The organism is Kribbella sp. NBC_00889, assembly GCF_045207705.1.
Lineage (GTDB): Bacteria > Actinomycetota > Actinomycetes > Propionibacteriales > Kribbellaceae > Kribbella.
In genome coordinates this window covers 5,770,189-5,786,666 of record NZ_CP108783.1, presented here as the reverse complement: position 1 = coordinate 5,786,666, position 16,478 = coordinate 5,770,189, and the positions used below count along the sequence as shown (strand labels likewise).

At 68.4% G+C, this 16,478-nt stretch carries 15 protein-coding genes; 9 read left to right on the top strand and 6 right to left on the bottom strand.

The window, feature by feature from the left end:
* Positions 1-48 precede the first annotated feature (48 nt).
* Together OG817_RS28185 and OG817_RS28180 are read left to right on the top strand one after the other, a co-directional pair.
* Positions 49-810, top strand: coding sequence for a phytanoyl-CoA dioxygenase family protein (locus OG817_RS28185; RefSeq protein WP_406047607.1), 762 nt, complete (start codon positions 49-51; stop codon positions 808-810).
* Between the two features lie 29 nt (positions 811-839).
* Positions 840-2,072, top strand: coding sequence for an MFS transporter (locus OG817_RS28180; RefSeq protein ID WP_396395479.1), 1,233 nt, complete (start codon positions 840-842; stop codon positions 2,070-2,072).
* Here OG817_RS28180 and OG817_RS28175 read toward each other — a convergent pair whose 3' ends face one another.
* A complete protein-coding gene (locus tag OG817_RS28175) occupies positions 2,073-2,855 on the bottom strand; it encodes a hypothetical protein (protein WP_406047606.1) in 783 nt (260 codons plus the stop codon).
* 55 nt (positions 2,856-2,910) lie between these two features.
* Here OG817_RS28175 and OG817_RS28170 point away from each other — a divergent pair, with 55 nt between their 5' ends.
* Entirely contained in the window at positions 2,911-3,555 is a 645-nt protein-coding gene (locus OG817_RS28170; protein WP_360453407.1) for a helix-turn-helix domain-containing protein, read from the top strand.
* On the opposite strand, the gene OG817_RS28165 is transcribed toward OG817_RS28170, so the two are convergent.
* A complete protein-coding gene (locus tag OG817_RS28165) occupies positions 3,552-4,022 on the bottom strand; it encodes an Lrp/AsnC family transcriptional regulator (protein WP_360453405.1) in 471 nt (156 codons plus the stop codon). The genes OG817_RS28170 and OG817_RS28165 overlap by 4 nt on opposite strands.
* Positions 4,023-4,172: 150 nt before the next feature.
* On the opposite strand from OG817_RS28165, the gene hppD reads away from it, so the two are divergent.
* The 6 genes from hppD to OG817_RS28135 all read left to right on the top strand — a co-directional run bounded on the left by hppD (position 4,173) and on the right by OG817_RS28135 (position 10,265).
* Positions 4,173-5,375, top strand: coding sequence for a 4-hydroxyphenylpyruvate dioxygenase (hppD, locus tag OG817_RS28160; protein ID WP_406047605.1), 1,203 nt, complete (start codon positions 4,173-4,175; stop codon positions 5,373-5,375).
* Between the two features lie 216 nt (positions 5,376-5,591).
* On the top strand, positions 5,592-6,065 hold the full coding sequence (locus OG817_RS28155; RefSeq protein WP_406047604.1) for a hypothetical protein: 474 nt from the start codon (positions 5,592-5,594) through the stop codon (positions 6,063-6,065).
* Between the two features lie 69 nt (positions 6,066-6,134).
* On the top strand, positions 6,135-7,511 hold the full coding sequence (locus tag OG817_RS28150; protein WP_396395475.1) for an FAD-binding oxidoreductase: 1,377 nt from the start codon (positions 6,135-6,137) through the stop codon (positions 7,509-7,511).
* Between the two features lie 167 nt (positions 7,512-7,678).
* The gene (locus OG817_RS28145) at positions 7,679-8,308 is read left to right on the top strand and encodes a hypothetical protein (protein WP_406047603.1); all 630 of its coding nucleotides are present in this window, start codon (positions 7,679-7,681) and stop codon (positions 8,306-8,308) included.
* 48 nt (positions 8,309-8,356) lie between these two features.
* Positions 8,357-9,022, top strand: coding sequence for a two-component system response regulator CseB (gene cseB / locus OG817_RS28140; RefSeq protein ID WP_406047602.1), 666 nt, complete (start codon positions 8,357-8,359; stop codon positions 9,020-9,022).
* Position 9,023: 1 nt separating this feature from the next.
* A complete protein-coding gene (locus OG817_RS28135; RefSeq protein ID WP_406047601.1) occupies positions 9,024-10,265 on the top strand; it encodes an ATP-binding protein in 1,242 nt (413 codons plus the stop codon).
* A gap of 293 nt (positions 10,266-10,558) precedes the next feature.
* Here OG817_RS28135 and OG817_RS28130 read toward each other — a convergent pair whose 3' ends face one another.
* The 4 genes from OG817_RS28130 to OG817_RS28115 form a co-directional block, all read right to left on the bottom strand.
* Complete coding sequence (locus OG817_RS28130) at positions 10,559-10,750, bottom strand: discoidin domain-containing protein (protein ID WP_406057532.1); 192 nt, start codon at positions 10,748-10,750, stop codon at positions 10,559-10,561.
* The gene (locus OG817_RS28125; RefSeq protein WP_406047600.1) at positions 10,666-14,307 is read right to left on the bottom strand and encodes an endo-alpha-N-acetylgalactosaminidase family protein; all 3,642 of its coding nucleotides are present in this window, start codon (positions 14,305-14,307) and stop codon (positions 10,666-10,668) included. Before OG817_RS28125 ends, OG817_RS28130 begins: the two co-directional genes overlap by 85 nt.
* Before the next feature lie 99 nt (positions 14,308-14,406).
* Entirely contained in the window at positions 14,407-15,603 is a 1,197-nt protein-coding gene (fahA, locus tag OG817_RS28120; RefSeq protein ID WP_406047599.1) for a fumarylacetoacetase, read from the bottom strand.
* Positions 15,600-16,454, bottom strand: coding sequence for a hypothetical protein (locus OG817_RS28115; RefSeq protein ID WP_406047598.1), 855 nt, complete (start codon positions 16,452-16,454; stop codon positions 15,600-15,602). The genes fahA and OG817_RS28115 overlap by 4 nt, the downstream gene beginning before the upstream one ends.
* Positions 16,455-16,478: the final 24 nt, after the last annotated feature.

Below are 16,478 nucleotides of genomic sequence, written 5' to 3'. Positions count from 1 at the left end.
GCGAGGCTGGAAAGACCTTCCCGCCAACGGATTTCAAGGAGTGGCCCGATGACCACGATCGACCCTACGGCACCCGCCGTACTCGATGAAGAGATCATTTCCGCCTATCACCGCGACGGGGTGGTCCGGATCCGGAACATCATCGGCGCCGACGACGCGGCCCGGTTCCGCGACGCCGCGGTCGCGGTCACTGCGGCGGCCGACGACTACTCGAAGGGGTCGGCGATCTTCAACCAGTACGTCAACGTCTGGCGGCAGGACGACGTACTGCGTGAGCTCACGCTCGATCCACGACTCGCCGCCGCGGCAACGGCGCTGGCCGGGGTGCCGTTGCGGATCTGGCACGACCAGGTTTTGATCAAACCGCCGCACAACGGCGCGGCCACCGAGTTCCACCAGGACGCGCCGTACTGGCCCCATGCCGGGTCGCGGCACTCGCTGTCCGCCTGGGTCGCGCTGGTCGACGTCCCGGTGGAGCGCGGGTGTATGACGTTCATCCCCGGCTCGCACGATCACCAGGACCTGCGCCGGCAGGACCTGGCCGATCGGGACGACATGTTCCGGGCCGCCCCCGACCTGCGCTGGCAGGAGCGGCTGACCATCCCGTTGCGGGCCGGCGACTGCACCTTCCACAACGCCTACCTGGCCCACTCCGCGACCCCGAACCTGACCGACGATCCGCGGATCGCCCACGTCGCGATCTACGTCGACGCCGAGGCGACGTACTCCGGTGCCGGGCACGTGGTCACCGACGGGCTCGGGCTGACGGTCGGTGAATCGCTTGACCACGAACTGTTCCCGCGCGTCTGATCCTTCACGTCGTGACATAAGTTGTCACCGTGCCACTGCTGACTGACATCCGCCCCCTGAAGGAATCGCCGGACTTCCGTCGGTTGTGGGTCGGGTCGACGGTGTCGCAGCTCGGGACGCAGATGACCGCGGTGACGGTGTCAATCCAGGTGTACGCGCTGACCCGGTCGACGTTCGCGGTCGGGTTGGTCGGGTTGTGTGCGCTGGTGCCGTTGGTCGTGTTCGGGCTGTACGGCGGGGCGATGGCCGACGCGATCGACCGGCGGATGCTCGCGCTCGTCTCGTCGACCGGGCTCTGGGTGCTCTCGATGATCCTGGTGCTGCAGTCGCAGCTGAACTGGGGCCAGGTGTGGATCCTGTACGCCGTCGTCGCCTGCCAGTCGGCGTGCTTCGCGGTGAACGGCCCGGCCCGATCCGCGATCATCCCGCGGCTGATCCGGCCCGAGCTGCTGCCGGCCGCGAACACGCTCAGCCAGGCCGCGTTCAACCTGGGCTTCACCGTCGGGCCGTTGCTCGGCGCGGCGGTGATCGCCTGGCACGGGTTCGCGGCGGCGTACCTGGTCGACGTGATCACGTTCACCGCGGCGCTCTACGCGCTGTTCCGGCTACCGGCCGTACCGCCGACCGGGCTGGTCCGGCGGGCCGGTCTGCGGTCGGTGCTCGAGGGGTTCACGTTCCTCCGGGCCGCGCCGGCACTGCTGGCGACGTTCCTGGCGGACATCCTCGCGATGGTGTTCGCCCAGCCTCGTGCGCTGTTCCCGGCCGTGGCGGGCGCGTTCTTCGGCGGTGGCGTCCGTACCGTCGGCCTGCTGCAGGCGGCGCCGGCGATCGGCGCGCTGATCGGCGTGGTGTTCTCCGGCTGGGTGAGCCGGGTCCGAAGACAGGGAGTGGCGATCGTCGTCGCGATCACGGTCTACGCGGCGGCGGTCGGCCTGTTCGGGTTGTCCCGCACGATCTGGCTGGGCGTGGCGTTGCTCGCGTTGTCGGGGGCGGCCGACATGGTGAGCTCGGCGTACCGGAACACCGTGCTGCAGTCCGCCGCGCCGGATGCCATGCGTGGCCGGCTGCAGGGTGTGTTCACCGTGGTCGTGGCCGGCGGACCGCGCCTGGGCGACTTCGTCGTGGGTACGTCGGCCTCCCTGACGACCCCGACCATCGCGCTGCTCGGTGGTGCGGCCGTCTGCATCGTCGGCCTGCTGATCCTGCTCGCCCGCAACCGCCCGTTCCGCGAGTACGACTCCAAGACCCGGGCGCTGAGCTGATCAGCCCCCGGTGACCAGCTTCTTCAGCACCGTCGGCCAGGAGTCGGCGTCAGGGTTGATCTCGCGCATCGGCTTGTCGTCGACGGTGACGACCTTGCGGTCGCCCAGTGGCTTCTTCAGCTTCACCGAACTCAGCGAGATCGCGTCCTCCGGCGGGCACGGCGTGTCCGAGTCGAGCAGGACCATCACCTTGTCCTCCTCCTCGACGACCTTCAGGTCCAGTGAGCAGCTGCTGCCCGAGCCGATCAGCAGATCCACGTCGTCGTAGCCGGGGCCGTTCTGCATCCACTTCAGGTACTTCGGGTGCTTCTTGTGGATCAGTTGGTAGGTCTCGATCGGCTGCGGCTTCGCCTCGAGCGGCTTGAAGCCGGTGGGGTCGCCGAAGAAGCTGCCGAAGATCTTGTTGATGCACGGGTCGCGGTCGGCTTTCCCGGGGATCGCGCCCCAGGCCTCGGCGGCCTTGTAGCAGCCGTTCCGCTCCCGGTTCAGCGAGATGTTGAACCCGATCAGAGCGACCACCCCGGCCACCAGCAGGACGGCGAGCATGCGCCGCGACCTGATCTGCTGCGGGCCGAGGATCCCGGCCGCGCGCCGCGCCTCGGCCGGCGGCAGCGCTGGGTCATGAGCCGGGTCCAGCGCCGGATCCGGCTGCTCCGGGACCTGCCGGAACAGCGCCAGTACCGAGCTCGTCCACTGCGGATTGATCAGCGTCGGGATGGCGTAGAGCAGCGTCAGCCCGATCACGATGGCGATGGCGGGGAGGAGCGCCCAGTAATTTCGCACGGCAGCAAGATACGGGGCCATCGGGCCGCGCCCGAAAAACGGATACTCTTCGAACGTGCCCGCAGAGACCTCGCAGACGCTGGACCGGGGACTCACTGTCCTCGAACTGCTCGCGGACGCCCCGGACGGTCTCTCGATCACCGAGCTGGCCGCCGCATTGGGGGTCAGCCGGACCGTCGTCTACCGGTTGGTGAACACCCTCGAGCTGCATCGGCTCGTACGGCGCGACTCCGAAGGACGAGCCCGGCTCGGCCTGGCCGTCCTGCACTACAGCCGTCGCGTTCAGCCCACACTGCGTGACGCCGCGCTTCCGGTACTGCGCTCACTCGCCGAGGACACCGGCGCGACGGCGCACTTGACCGTCGCGGATGGCGATGAGGCGCTCGCGATCGCGGTGATCGAGCCGAGCTGGACCGACTACCACGTCTCCTACCGGATGGGGTCGCGGCACGCGCTCGATCAGGGTGCCGCCGGCAAGGCGATCCTGGCCGGTCGCCGGAAGCCGGATCCGGCCGGGCGGCCGTTCGTGGTCACCTCCGGCGAACTGCAGGCCGGTGCCCAGGGTGTGTCGTCGCCGGTCCTCGGCGTGCCCGGAGTGGAGGCCTCCATCGGGGTCGTCGTACTCGGCAAGCTCGACCGCGAATTCGTCGGCCCGCGCGTTGCGCGGGCCGCAGTCGAAGTAGCCAAGCGTTTGGCCTAGCTCTTGGTCGCCGCCTCGACCAGGGGGAGCACGCGGTGCGGGATCTGCTCGGCGAGGGCGATCACCGTGGATGCACGCTGGATGCCCTGGACGATCACCACCTGATCGATCACCCGCTGCAGGTCGGCGTTCGAGCGCGCGACGATCCGGCACCACAGGTCCTCGGCGCCGGTGATCGTGTGGACCTCGAGCACCTCCGGGATCCGCGCCAGTGCGGCCGCGACCGTCGTGTGTCCCGACCCCTGCTCGATCTGCAGTGTCGCGAACGCCGTGACCGGATAGCCGATCGCGGTCGTGTCGATGTCCGGGCCCCAGCCGCGGACGACGCCGTCGCGCTGCAACCGGTCGAGCCGCGCCTGCACCGTCCCGCGTGCGACCCCCAGCCGCCGCGACGCCTCGAGGACGCCGACCCGTGGTTCGGCCGCGAACAGCCCGAGGATCCGGGCGTCCAGCGCATCGACCGACATACCGCGCCTCCCGTAGTGGTCAGACTGACCAAATGGTCCAACAGTGATGTCAGCATACTGAACAACCTGCGCAGCGAAACAAGGATGTATTGCGCAACCTGTGTCCTCACCACCAGGCTCGGGCCACGAACCCAACCTGGGAGGATCACGATGACCAGCACCGACCTCACCCCTGCAGAGCTCGACGCCGATCTCGACCTCGACCAGCTCAAGCAGCTCGTCGGCCTGGTGCCGTACGACCAGAGCACCGACCCGTTCCCGGTCACCGCGATGGACGCCGTGGTGTTCGTGGTCGGCAACGCGACCCAGACCGCGAAGTACTACCAGCTCGTCTTCGGGATGGACCTGGTCGCGTACTCCGGCCCCGAGACGGGCAACAAGGACAACAAGGAGTTCGTGCTCAAGGCCGGCTCGGCCCGCTTCGTCGTCAGCGGCGGCGTCAGCCCGAAGAGCACGCTGCTCGACCACCACCGCAAGCACGGCGACGGAGTGGCCGACATCGCGCTCGAGGTGCCTGACGTGGACAAGTGCATCGAGCACGCCCGCGCCCAGGTTGCCGTCGTACTGGAGGAACCGAACGACGTCACCGACGAGCACGGCACGATCCGCCGCGGTGCGATCGCGGCGTACGGCGACACCCGGCACACGCTGATCGACCGGAGCCGGTACGACGGTCCGTACCTGCCCGGGTTCGTTGCGGCGAGCACCCAGGTGACCCGGCCCGAGGGTCACCCGAAGCGGCTGTTTCAGGCCGTCGACCACGTCGTCGGCAACGTCGAGCTCGGCAAGATGGACGAGTGGGTCGGGTTCTACAACAAGGTGATGGGCTTCGTGAACATGGCGGAGTTCGTCGGCGACGACATCGCCACCGACTACTCCGCGCTGATGAGCAAGGTGGTCGCCAACGGCAACCACCGGGTCAAGTTCCCGCTGAACGAGCCGGCCGTCGCGAAGAAGAAGTCGCAGATCGACGAGTTCCTGGAGTTCTACGACGGCGCGGGCGCGCAGCACATCGCGCTGGCCACCAACGACATCCTGCGCACCGTGGACATCATGCGGTCCAACGGCGTGGAGTTCCTCAACACCCCGGACTCGTACTACTCCGACCCGGAGCTGCGGGCCCGGATCGGCGAGGTCCGGGTGCCGATCGAGGACCTGCAGTCGCGCGGCATCCTGGTCGACCGCGACGAGGACGGCTACCTGCTGCAGATCTTCACCGCACCGATCGGCGACCGGCCGACGGTGTTCTACGAACTGATCGAGCGGCACGGTTCGCTCGGCTTCGGCAAGGGCAACTTCAAGGCACTGTTCGAGGCGATCGAGCGCGAACAAGAGCGACGCGGCAACCTCTGATCGACGGCGGGGTAAGGGGATGCGCGGCGTCGGCCGGGCATCCCCTTCGCTGTCCGGTGCCGGTAAATCGGTGACCCGGTGGGGTAAAGCTTGCCGGGAGCAACTGGATACGGCGTGTCGCCGTCCGATTACCGGAATGACTGTCGGGGCAGGGGCTGTTCGCGTAGTGTGCCCGTTGAATGGGCGTCGGGGCGTTCGTTCAGGAAGGGTTTCGTCATGAAGACACTGAGCATTCTGCTCAGCACCGCGGGCCTGGCCGGAGTGGGTGCGATCGCCCTCGCCGCAACCCCGGCCCAGGCGGCCGAAGCCGCCACTTGCTCGGGTGCGAGGTCCATCTCGTCGGCGCCGATGCTGCGTGATCACAAGCCGCCCAGTTGGGGCACGGTCCGCCTGGTCCGGGACAGTTGTTACCAGTACTGGGCCGAGGTCACGATGGTGTCCAGGATGCCGGCCAACGCGAAGGCCAACGCCTACCTGGTCCAGTACGGCGGAGCCAACAGCGGCCGGGTGCTCAGCTGTGACAGCAGCGGCGGCAACGGCTCGGTGATCCAGGGCCAGCGCACCTGCCGCACACCCAGGGTCAAGGCCACCGCCGGCAGCATCACCTTCACCGCCATCGGCCGCGAGTACCACAACTACGGCGGCGGCTACGAAGAAATCTCCGAGAACGCCACCTCCCGCACCCGCTGACTCACTCTCGTCCAGAGCTGGACACAGTTACTGGAGCGTCACGTCGGGGGGTGCTACTAGGCTCGCGGTATGAGTGACGTGGTGGAGTTGCTTGCGCAGGTGTTGCCGCGTGAGGCGTTGGTGACTGATCCGGATCGGATGGAGAGTTACCGGTACGACCGGGCGATGTTCTGCCCGGCGGGGATGCCGCTTGCCGTGGTGCTGGCGCGGGAGACGGCACATGTGCAGGCGGCGGTGAAGATCGCGGCCGAGGCCGGGGTGCCGGTGGTGCCGCAGGGTGCTCGCTCCGGGCTGTCCGGGGCGGCGAACGCGCTGGACGGCTGCATCGTCATCTCGCTGGAGAAGATGGACAAGGTGCTGGCGATCGAGCCGATCGACCGGTACGTCGTCACCCAGCCCGGCGTGTACAACGCCGTACTGTCCCGTGCGGTCGCCGAGCACGGGCTGTTCTACCCGCCGGACCCGTCCAGCTGGGAGTTCTGCTCGATCGGCGGGAACCTGTCCACGAACTCGGGCGGCCTGTGCTGCGTGAAGTACGGCGTGACCACGGACTACGTGCTCGGCCTCGAGGTCGTGCTCGCGGACGGCCGGGTGCTGCGGACCGGCCGGAAGACCGTGAAGGGTGTGGCCGGGTACGACCTGGCCAAACTGATCGTGGGCAGCGAGGGGACGCTCGGCATCATCACCGAGGCGACCCTGGCGCTGCGTCCGCAGGCGGCACAGCCGCGGACCATGGCCGCGTTGTTCGACTCCGGGCCCGCGGCAGGTGAGGCGATCCTCGAGATCATCCGCAGCGGCGTGTCGCTCAGCCTGCTGGAGATCATGGACCAGACCACGATCCGCGCGGTGAACGCGTACAAGCGGATGGACCTGCCCGAAGAGGCCGCGGCGATGCTGATCGCCCAGTCCGACGCGGGCGGTGAGGCCGGCGCGGCCGACGTCGCGATGGTGGCGAAGCTGTGCCGGGACAACGGTGCGATCGAGTGCATCGAGGCGGACGACCCGGCCGAGGGCGAGCTGTTGCTGGAGGCCCGGCGGGCGGCGCTGATCGCGCTCGACGAGCTCGGTACGACGATGATCGACGACGTCGCCGTCCCGCGGTCGCGACTGGCCGAGTTCATCGGCCTGTGCGAGGACATCGCGAAGGACCTCGACATCACGATCGGCGTCCTCGGGCATGCCGGTGACGGCAACATGCACCCGACCGTGGTCTTCGACCAGACCGATCCGGCGCAGGCCGAGCGGGCGCAGCAGGCGTTCGACAAGGTCATGGAGGTCGGGCTCCAGCTCGGCGGCACGATCACCGGCGAGCACGGCGTCGGCGTACTGAAGCGGGCCTGGCTGGCCGAGGAGATCGGCCCGGTCGCGCTCGACGTACACCGGGCGATCAAGCAGGCGCTGGACCCGAAGAACATCCTGAACCCGGGCAAGGTCGTCGCCGGGTAGGGAACCGTCGCCGGGGCAGCGAACCGTGGGGCTGTGACTGAACCGCAATGGAACTGGTGGGGCCATTCGACGTCCATGGCCGTCGAATGTGACGTCCGGCCAGCACTATGGAAGGTAGTTGACTGAATCTCCCGGGGGAATCGATGAGGCAGGGTAGGAGGCGCCCTATGCGCATGTGGCGAACCGGGCGCTCCGCCTCCACGCCGCTCGGCCTGCTCCGCCGTACCGTGCTGCCTGCCGTCGCGGCCGTCGTCGCCCTGACCGCCCTGTCCGCCTGTGCGAACGGCAGCGGCCTGCGGGTCGAGGGAGCCGAGCCACCCCCGCCGAGCCCGACCCCGACTGTCGCCTTCGGCACCACCGGGCCGGCCCCGCGGAGCACCCCCGCAGCGGCCGTCGATCTGCGTCAGGTCCGGGTGAAACTGCTCGCGGACAAGGCCCTGCCGGCGTACTCGCGGAAGGTGCTCGCGAATTGCACCAAGATTGAGCGTTGCCTCAGCCTGGGTACGACCGTTGATGTTATGCACAGCGGTACGCCTCAGCAGATCGTCTTGATCCACACCGTGGACAAGTTCGTCTTCGGCTACTTCCTGATCGCGGTCGAGCCCTCGGGCCCGCGGCCGATCTGGAGCCAGAAGGTGGATCAGCCGACGATCACGGCCAGTCCGAAGGGTGACCTGGTGGTGGAGTCCGAGATCTTCACGATCGAGGACCCGCCCTGTTGCCCGTCCGGACGGCGGGTCGAGGTTTACCGTTGGGCCGGTCGGCAGATGACCAAGGTGAGCTCGACGGACCAGTAGGGAGACTGAACTTCGGTGGTACCGGAAGAACCGGCAGCGCGCATTCTCATGGTCGAGGACGACGCGGTGATCCGTGAGGCGACCCAACTGACCCTCGAACGCCACGGGTACGACGTGACTACGGCCGAGGACGGGCTGGAGGCGATCGAGCGCTTCGAGAAGATCCATCCGGACGTCGTGATGCTCGACATCATGCTGCCCGGCCTGGACGGGATCTCGGTGTGCCGCCGGGTCCGGGAGAGCAGCACGGTCCCGATCGTGATGGTGTCCGCCCGTGGCGACGCACTCGACGTCGTACTCGGGCTGGAGGCCGGCGCGGACGACTACGTGACCAAGCCCTTCGACACCCAGGTCCTGGTGGCCCGGCTGCGGGCGGTGATGCGGCGGGCGGTGTCCGACCCGGAGCGCCCGGCGCCGTCGGCCGGATCCGGCGTGGAGTCGTTCGGCGACCTGGAGCTGGACCGGGAGGCGCTCGAGGTACGGCGGGGTGGGAGCACCGTGCAGCTCACGCCGACCGAGCTCAAGCTGCTGATCGAGTTCGCGAACAACCCGGGTGTGGTACTCAGCCGGTCCACGCTGCTGCAGCGGGTCTGGGACTACGAGTGGGGTGGCGACGGCCGCCTGGTCGACGTCCACCTGCAGCGGTTGCGGACCAAGATCGGCGCGGACCGGATCGAGACGGTCCGCGGATTCGGGTACAAGCTGCGGGCCTGACGTGGGACTGCGCGGCAAGCTCGGTCTCATCTTCCTGCTGGTCTCCTCGCTCGCGATCCTGGTCCTCTGCGTCGCGGTCTACACCCAGGCGCAGTCGGCCCGGCTGGACCGGACCCGCAGCTTCGCGGACGAGCGGATCCAGCTGGCGGCGCAGAGCTACGACCGCGACGAGGTCCCGGTGTTCGGGTCCAAGCTGGACGATCCCGAGCTGCCGCCGCAGTTGCGGGAGGCGGTGCTGGAAGGCAAGCGGGCCACCTTCAAGACCGGTTCGCCGAACGCGAGGATGTGGGCCGCGGTCGGAGTCAAGGACGGCAAGATCCTCTCGATCGTGCAGGACTACGACACCAGCGACGACTCGATGGAGGCGTTGCAGCAGGCGCTGGTCTTCGGCGGGATCGGAACCGTCGCGCTGGTCGCCCTGGTCAGCGTGATCCTGGCCGGCAGCCTGTCGAAGCGGATCGTCGCCGTCGCGGGGACGGCGCGCCGGATCGCGGCCGGCGATCTGGACGCGTCGGCGGCCGACACGGTTGGCAGAGGCAAGGACGAGGTGCAGTCGCTGGCCACCGCGCTGGACACGATGGCGACGTCGCTGCGTGGCCAACTGGAGGCCGAGCGCCGGTTCACCGCGGATGTCGCGCATGACCTGCGGACGCCGGTCACCGGCCTGACCACCGCAGCCGAGCTGCTGCCACCCGGTCGGCCGAGTGAGCTGGTCCGGGACCGGGCCAAGGTGCTGCGCCGGCTGGTCGAGGACCTGCTCGAGATCGCGCGGTTCGACTCCGGGGTGGAGCAGGCCGACCTCGAGCTGGTCGGGCTCGGGGCGTTCGTCGGCTCCGCGGTCGGCCGGCTGCGGATGCAGCAGGCGCTCGCGCCGGACAGCGTGATCGTCCACCAGGTCGGACCGGACGAGACAGTCTCGACCGACTCACGCCGGATCGAGCGGATCCTGGCCAACCTGATCGTCAACGGGCTGCGGCACGGCCACCCGCCGGTCGAGGTCACGGTCAGCGGCCGAACCGTCGAGGTGGTTGACCACGGCAACGGTTACCCGGAGGAATTGATTGCCGAGGGCCCGCGCCGGTTCCGGTCCGGGATGGCCGAGCGTGGCGTCGGGCACGGCCTCGGCCTGACCATCGCGGCCGGTCACGCGAAGGTGCTCGGTGCCGAGTTGACCTTCGGGGCAGCGCCGGGTGGCGGTGCCCTGGCCCGACTGGTCCTCCCTGCGACTGAGACGCAGTCTTAACACAACAATTCCAGCTGTCACCGCGTCTCCTCTTGCGTCGGGCTCGCCCAAGAAGCCCAATAAAACGAGGGGAAACCACAGTTTCGAGAACGGCAAGTGGGTCAACTTCCCGGCCACCACCAGCGTCACCAGCAAGGCGACGTACTCGGTGTGGGTGAAGAGCGGCCGGGTCGGCGTGAACAAGTTCCGGGTCGTGTCCGCGAAGACGGCCAGCGCCTCGGTGAACCTGAACATCACCAAGTAGCAGGACCCGAGCGGCGCCACTTCCGACAGGGAAGTGGTGCCGCTGATGTCTAGCGCGTGCCGTAGACGTTGAGCTCCGCGGCCGATCCGAAGACCGCGCCGTTGAGCGAACTGGTCCCGACGAACTTCACGAACCGTCCCGGCGTCGCGGTGAAGTTCACCCGCTGCGCCGCGATCGAGTTCGGGAACTCCCCGGTCGCGACCGGCGTACCCCACGTCTGCCCGTCGGTGCTGACGTAGATCTCGTAACCCTTGAACATCCCGTTCGTCCCACTCTGCCGAGGCAGGTAGCTGAACCGTCCACCTGGTACGTCGTTCCGAGGTCGAGCGTGATGTGATGCGGGTACGTCGCCGGCGTAGGCACCTCCGACCAGGCGGAATGCCAGATGGTGCTGGGGTTTCCGTCCAGCGCCTCGGTGGCCGCGCCACCCGTGCCGACGTCCTCACTGCTGACGTCCGCCACCTTGATCCGCGACTGCGGGACGATGCCCGGCGGCAGCACAGTTGCCTCCGTCGCGCTCGTTGCACGACCGCCCGTTGCCGTCAGCACGTACTTTCCTTCCGGCGTCCCGGCCGGCGGAGTGACGTCCCAGCTGGTCGTCGCACTGGCGCCCGGGGCAACGGTCGCGTGGGTCGCCGGAGTCGCCGCGGTCACGGTCCAGCCGTCTGGTCCGGTCAGACCGAGTGTGATGTTGTTCGCGGCAACGACATCGTTGTTGGTGAACGTGGTGACGACCGTGTTCGCTTCGCCGGAGACGAGACCCGTCATGCCGGACACCGCGATCGACGTACAGTCGGCCGGCTCGGACGTCGCACCGAGATCGGTGACGGCGAAGTCGTCCATGATGAAGTCGGCCTGGTCGCCACCGTCGGACAGCTTGCGCAGGCCGACCCAGTAGTCGCCGCCGCATCCGGCCACGAACTCCTGGCTGAACGACGCCTTGGTCCGCTGCTCACCGATCGGCGTCGACTTGATCTCGACCGAGTCGGGCCGGTCGACTCCCTGCACCCACGCGTACTGACCGGCGCGGCCGCTGGCGTAGTCGAAGCTGACCTCGTACTTGTGCCCGGGCTGGAAGTTCACCGTCGAAGGCGTGGTCCGGTAGACGACGCCCTCGTTCTCCTCGTGCGACTTGAGCGACCACTCGCCGTCCAGGACGTCGTCGACGAGCTTGCCGTTCCAGCCGGCCTGCGTGTACGGCGCGTGCTTGCGAGCCAGGCTGGTCCGCGGGTCGGTGACGCCACCGGAATCGCCCTTCACGAACGGGCCCCAGCCCTGATCCACGTTCTCGAAGTCGTCGACCAGGCCGGCACCCGGTCGCTTCGTCTCGACCACCCGGACGTCGTCGATCCGGACCTTGGCTGCTCCAGCGGCCGCACTGATGCCCAGCTCGGCACTGTTGCCCTTGGCATCGAAGACGACACGGACGCGTTGGTAGTAGGCGCCGTGCTTGTCGTCCGAGGCGATCATGTTCTGCGCAGTGGATCGAGTGATCGTGTTCTGCACGCCGTCGACCGTCAAGGTGGTCGGACGGGACTTGCCCGGTTCGATCTCGATCCAGCCCGACGCGCTGTAGGTACGGCCGGGGGTGAGGCCGGTGATGCGCTGCTTCAGCGTCGACGACTTGGTTCCGAGGTACGCGACCTGCTGGCCGTTCTCGAGCGTGTCGATCATCGCGCCGCCGGTGGCGTTCCAGGCAGTGAGGTTGCCGGCGTTGAAGCCCGGGTCCGTCAGGTGGGTGCCTTCACCCCAGTTCGCCGGGTGTGGCAAGGGTGCGCTGATCGAGTACAGGACGTACGGCTGACCCGCGACCGCGTCGAGCGTGACGGCTCCCCGTCGTACCGGGATGGTCGCGACCTTCACGCGTCCAGTGTCGGTCAGTTTGTAGACCGCGAAGGTTCCAGCTGAGAACGCCGAGGGAACCTTCCAGGTCGTGCGGCCGCCGGCTGGGTTGTAGTGGTAGAGCTTCTTGTTGCCGGCCCAGGGGAGCAGGTACTTGTCGCCGTCGAGCACCTTGGCGTCGCCGACGTACACGGTCCGCTTGCCGTTCTCGACCGCGCCGCGGACGCCGCCGGTGAAGGCGATGTCGCTGCTGTTCCAGTCGGTGATCTTCTGCTGCTGGAGGAACTTGGCCGGCAGGTTCTTCTGCCAGATGTTGCGGTAGAACGCGTTCCAGTCGGTCTCGCCGGTCCAGCCCTCGAACTCGACCAGGCTGGCCTGACCGAGGATCGGGTCGTTGTTCCAGACATCCTTCTCGTCGTTGCGGACGAACCGGATGATCTGGGAGTTCAGCCCCTTGTTGGTCGGGCCGCCGTAGTCGAGGTCGTTGGCCCAGTGCGACCACAGTGAGGTGCGCTCGTGCCGGTCGGCCCACTCGGTGGCGATCTGCCAGCCCTGGTCGGCGAGCTGCCGGGTCAGGCCGTCGGCGAGCCAGCCGGACTGGTAGTAGACGTCGATGTACAGCTCCTGCAGGTTCTTGTCGGTCTCGTCCCGCAACTGCTGGAACCGCTTCACGATGTTGCCGGAGGCAAGATCAGGGCGCTGCTTGATGTAGTAGCTCTGGTTCAGCCAGTTCCAGCCCTTGGAGCTCTTGTCCACCAGGTTCTCGTTGAACGCGTTCGCCTCCGGATAGGACTCGGTCGCGTTCACGTGGACGCCGAACGCCGCGTTCCAGTCCTTGCCCTTCTTCAGCAGGGCGTTCAGGTCGGCCAGACCGCCGGCGCGGGTGTTGTAGTTGCCGCCGTAGTCCGGATGGGCCGAGTCGTGGCCCTCGGCGCCGTACCCCTTCAGCAGGGCCAGTTGGCCGAGTCCGTCGGTGGACAGCGAGATCCGCTTGACGTCGTCCAGGGTGCGCAGAAACGGATGCGTCGCCTGGCTGGCGAAGTTGAACGGGATGTGCGTGGCGACGCGGTCCTTGACCAGGTCGGCGCCCTTAGGCTCGGTCATGATCGAGCGGAACGCGATCGCGCCGTCCTGCCAGTCGACGGTCTTGTCCTTGTTCGCGTCCGGGGTGACCACGATCTTGGCCCACGGCAACGGTTCGGTGTACGGCGAGGTGTCGGCGCGGTAGGTCCACTGGCCGCTCCAGACGCCGACGCGGGTGCTGCCGTCGGCGGCCTTGCGGGCGCGATGCCAGAACCGGGCGCCGTCGTCGACGGACTGGCCGGACGGCTTGTCGTAGACGGAGTTCGACTCGATCCCGGCGGCCAGGGCGCTGGTGTTCACGAACGCGTACGTCGTGCCGGTCGCGGACGGCTCGGCCGGGGTCGCGGCGGTGATCGGAGTGATCTTGTCCGCGGTCCGGGTGGAGTCCGGGTCGAGGGTGGTGAACGCGGTGGTCGCGCCGGCGTCCGTGCTCGCGACGGAGATCAGGTCGTGGTCCGGGATGTCGATCGTGTGCACCCGGGTCGTCTCGGTGTCGCGGATGGCGTCGATCGCGAAGGTGGTGACGCGGCCGGTGAGGCTGAGGCTCGCGTCCAGCTCCACGCCGGGGAGTGCGTCGAAGGCGAGCTTGTACGACGCTCGGCCGCCGTCGACTGTGGGCGGCGCGGAGAGGTGCGCCGTACGGGCGACTCCGTCGATGGTGACGGTCGAGATGGCGTCCGGTTGGCCGCCGAGGGTTTGGCCGGAGGCGTTGTCGACGTACTTGATCACCCGCGGGAAGTCGGCCCCGACGGTGACCGTCAACTCGCTCGATCGGAGGGTCGGATCGCCGGCGGCCTGCGCGCCCGCGGGCACGCTCAGGACGCCGGTGGCCATGGTGACGGTCAGCACACAGATCCCCACTGAACGTTTCATGCGGAGAAAGTTCGCACGCAACCGCTAGCTAGTCAAGAGAAACGAACAGTTATGAACAAGATCAGCCTCGCCTTCGGCACGGCGGAGTGAGGTGCAGGGTCAGCCGGAGGTGATCGTTCCAGTGACTTCGCCCAGGCCGAGGCGGCCGGTGGGAGTGGTGGCCCACGCGGTGATGGTGACTTGGTCGCCGTCGGTGAGGAAGGTGTGTTCCTGGCCGTCCAGGAGGAGGGGGTCGCGGCCGCCCCAGGTGAGTTCGATGAAGGAGCCTTGCTGGGCCTTCTCGCGGCCGCTGACCGTGCCGGACGCGAACAGGTCGCCGGTCCGGACCGAGGCGCCGTTCACGGTCAGGTGGGCGAGCATCTGAGCCGGCGACCAATAGACGTCTTTGTACGGCGGACTGCTGACCAGCTGCCCGTTCAGGAACACCTGGAAGGTGATGTCGTAGTTCTTCAGGTTGTCGCCGGCCAGATAGGGCAACACCGGCGGATCCTGCGGCGGCAGCGGTACGGCGGCCGGCTCGAGCGCGTCGAGTGACACCACCCACGGCGAGATCGAGGTGGCGAACGACTTACCCAGGAACGGCCCGAGCGGGACGTACTCCCACGCCTGCAGGTCCCGCGCGGACCAGTCGTTCACGAGTACGACGCCGTACACGTGCTCCTCGAACGCGTCCACGGACACCGGCCGGCCCAGCTGGGAAGGCGCCCCGACGACGTACCCGAGCTCCACCTCGATGTCGAGCCGCTGTGACGGTCCGTACGTCGGCGCCGCCGCGTCCGGCGCCTTCCGCTGACCTGACGGCCGGATGATGTCGGTGCCACTCGGTACGACGGTTCCGGCGCGGCCGTGGTAGCCGACGGGGAGGTGCTTCCAGTTCGGCAGCAGCGGTTCGGAGTCCGGCCGGAACAGCCGGCCGAGGTTGGTCGCGTGCTGCTCGGAGGCATAGAAGTCGACGTAGTCCGCGACCTCGAACGGCAGGTGCATGGTGACCGCCGACCGCGGGATCAGATGCGGTTCTACGGTGTCGCGATCATTGGCGTTGCGCACGAGTTCGAGCAGCCAGCCGCGCGTCGCGCGCCAGGCCGGGCGGCCGAGCGCGAGGAAGTCGTTCAGCGACGGCTGGGCGAACAGTTGCGAGCCGTCCAGCATCTGCGCGGACGCGACCGGCGCGAGATCGATGATCTGGTCGCCGATCGCGGCGCCCACCCGCGGCTCCTCGTCACCGAGCCGGAACACGCCGAGCGGCAGGTTGTCCGGCCCGAACGGCGAATCCGCGGGGATGTCGATCCAGCTCACAGGCCCTCCCGCAGGCTCAGGGCGGTCAGGTCGCGGCGGGGCTCCTCGATGCTGCACGAGCCGAACGAGGTGAACCACCGGCGGGTCCCGGCCGCCTGCTGCTCGGACAACTCCCGCACCCGGCCGGCGAGGTGGCCGCCGTCACGAGAAGCCAGGACGGCGGCCACCTCGTCCAGCGAGGCCCCGTCCAGCGACGCGCGGGTGGCGAGCAGCACGTTCAGGAAGCCGTGATGCTCGAACCCGGTGTCCACAGCGGTATGCCGGACCGCGTTGTGCAGCCCGGCCGTGCACTTGAACGCGACCTCGCGATCCAGGCAGGCAGTGATGAACGCCGCGATCTGGCCCTCTGACGGGAACAACGAGGCCTCGAGCCCGCCGGTCCGGAGCTTCGCCGCGTACCCCGCGTCGGCGACCACGTCGAGAGCGCGCTCCCACGCTCCGTCCAGGCCGATCTCGACGTACGCCGTCTCCTCGTCGAGGCAGTCGTCACAGGCCCGGACGACGCGCAGTGCGTTCCGGGACAGGTCGTCCTCGTTGCGCAGCCGGACCTCGATGGCGGTGACCTCGATGTCGGTGGACCGGTCGCCGTACCGGACTGCGGGCTCGATCCCACCGGCACCGCCGGTGATCACCACCGCGAGCCGCAGCGGATCGGGGCCGGTGCGGGCGGCCTCGGCGGCCACCTTCATCAGATCCTCATCGGTGCACACGAAGGGCCCGACCAGGTCGGCGTACGGCGCGGTGCGGTGAGCCCGGTGCGCCTCGACAGCCTCGGTCAGCGGCAGGTCCCCGGGCGGGAACATCGCGGCGTCGTCGACCAGGTGCCGGAACAGGGCAGGGACGGTTGACATGGCTCGAAGCCTAACGGATGCTTT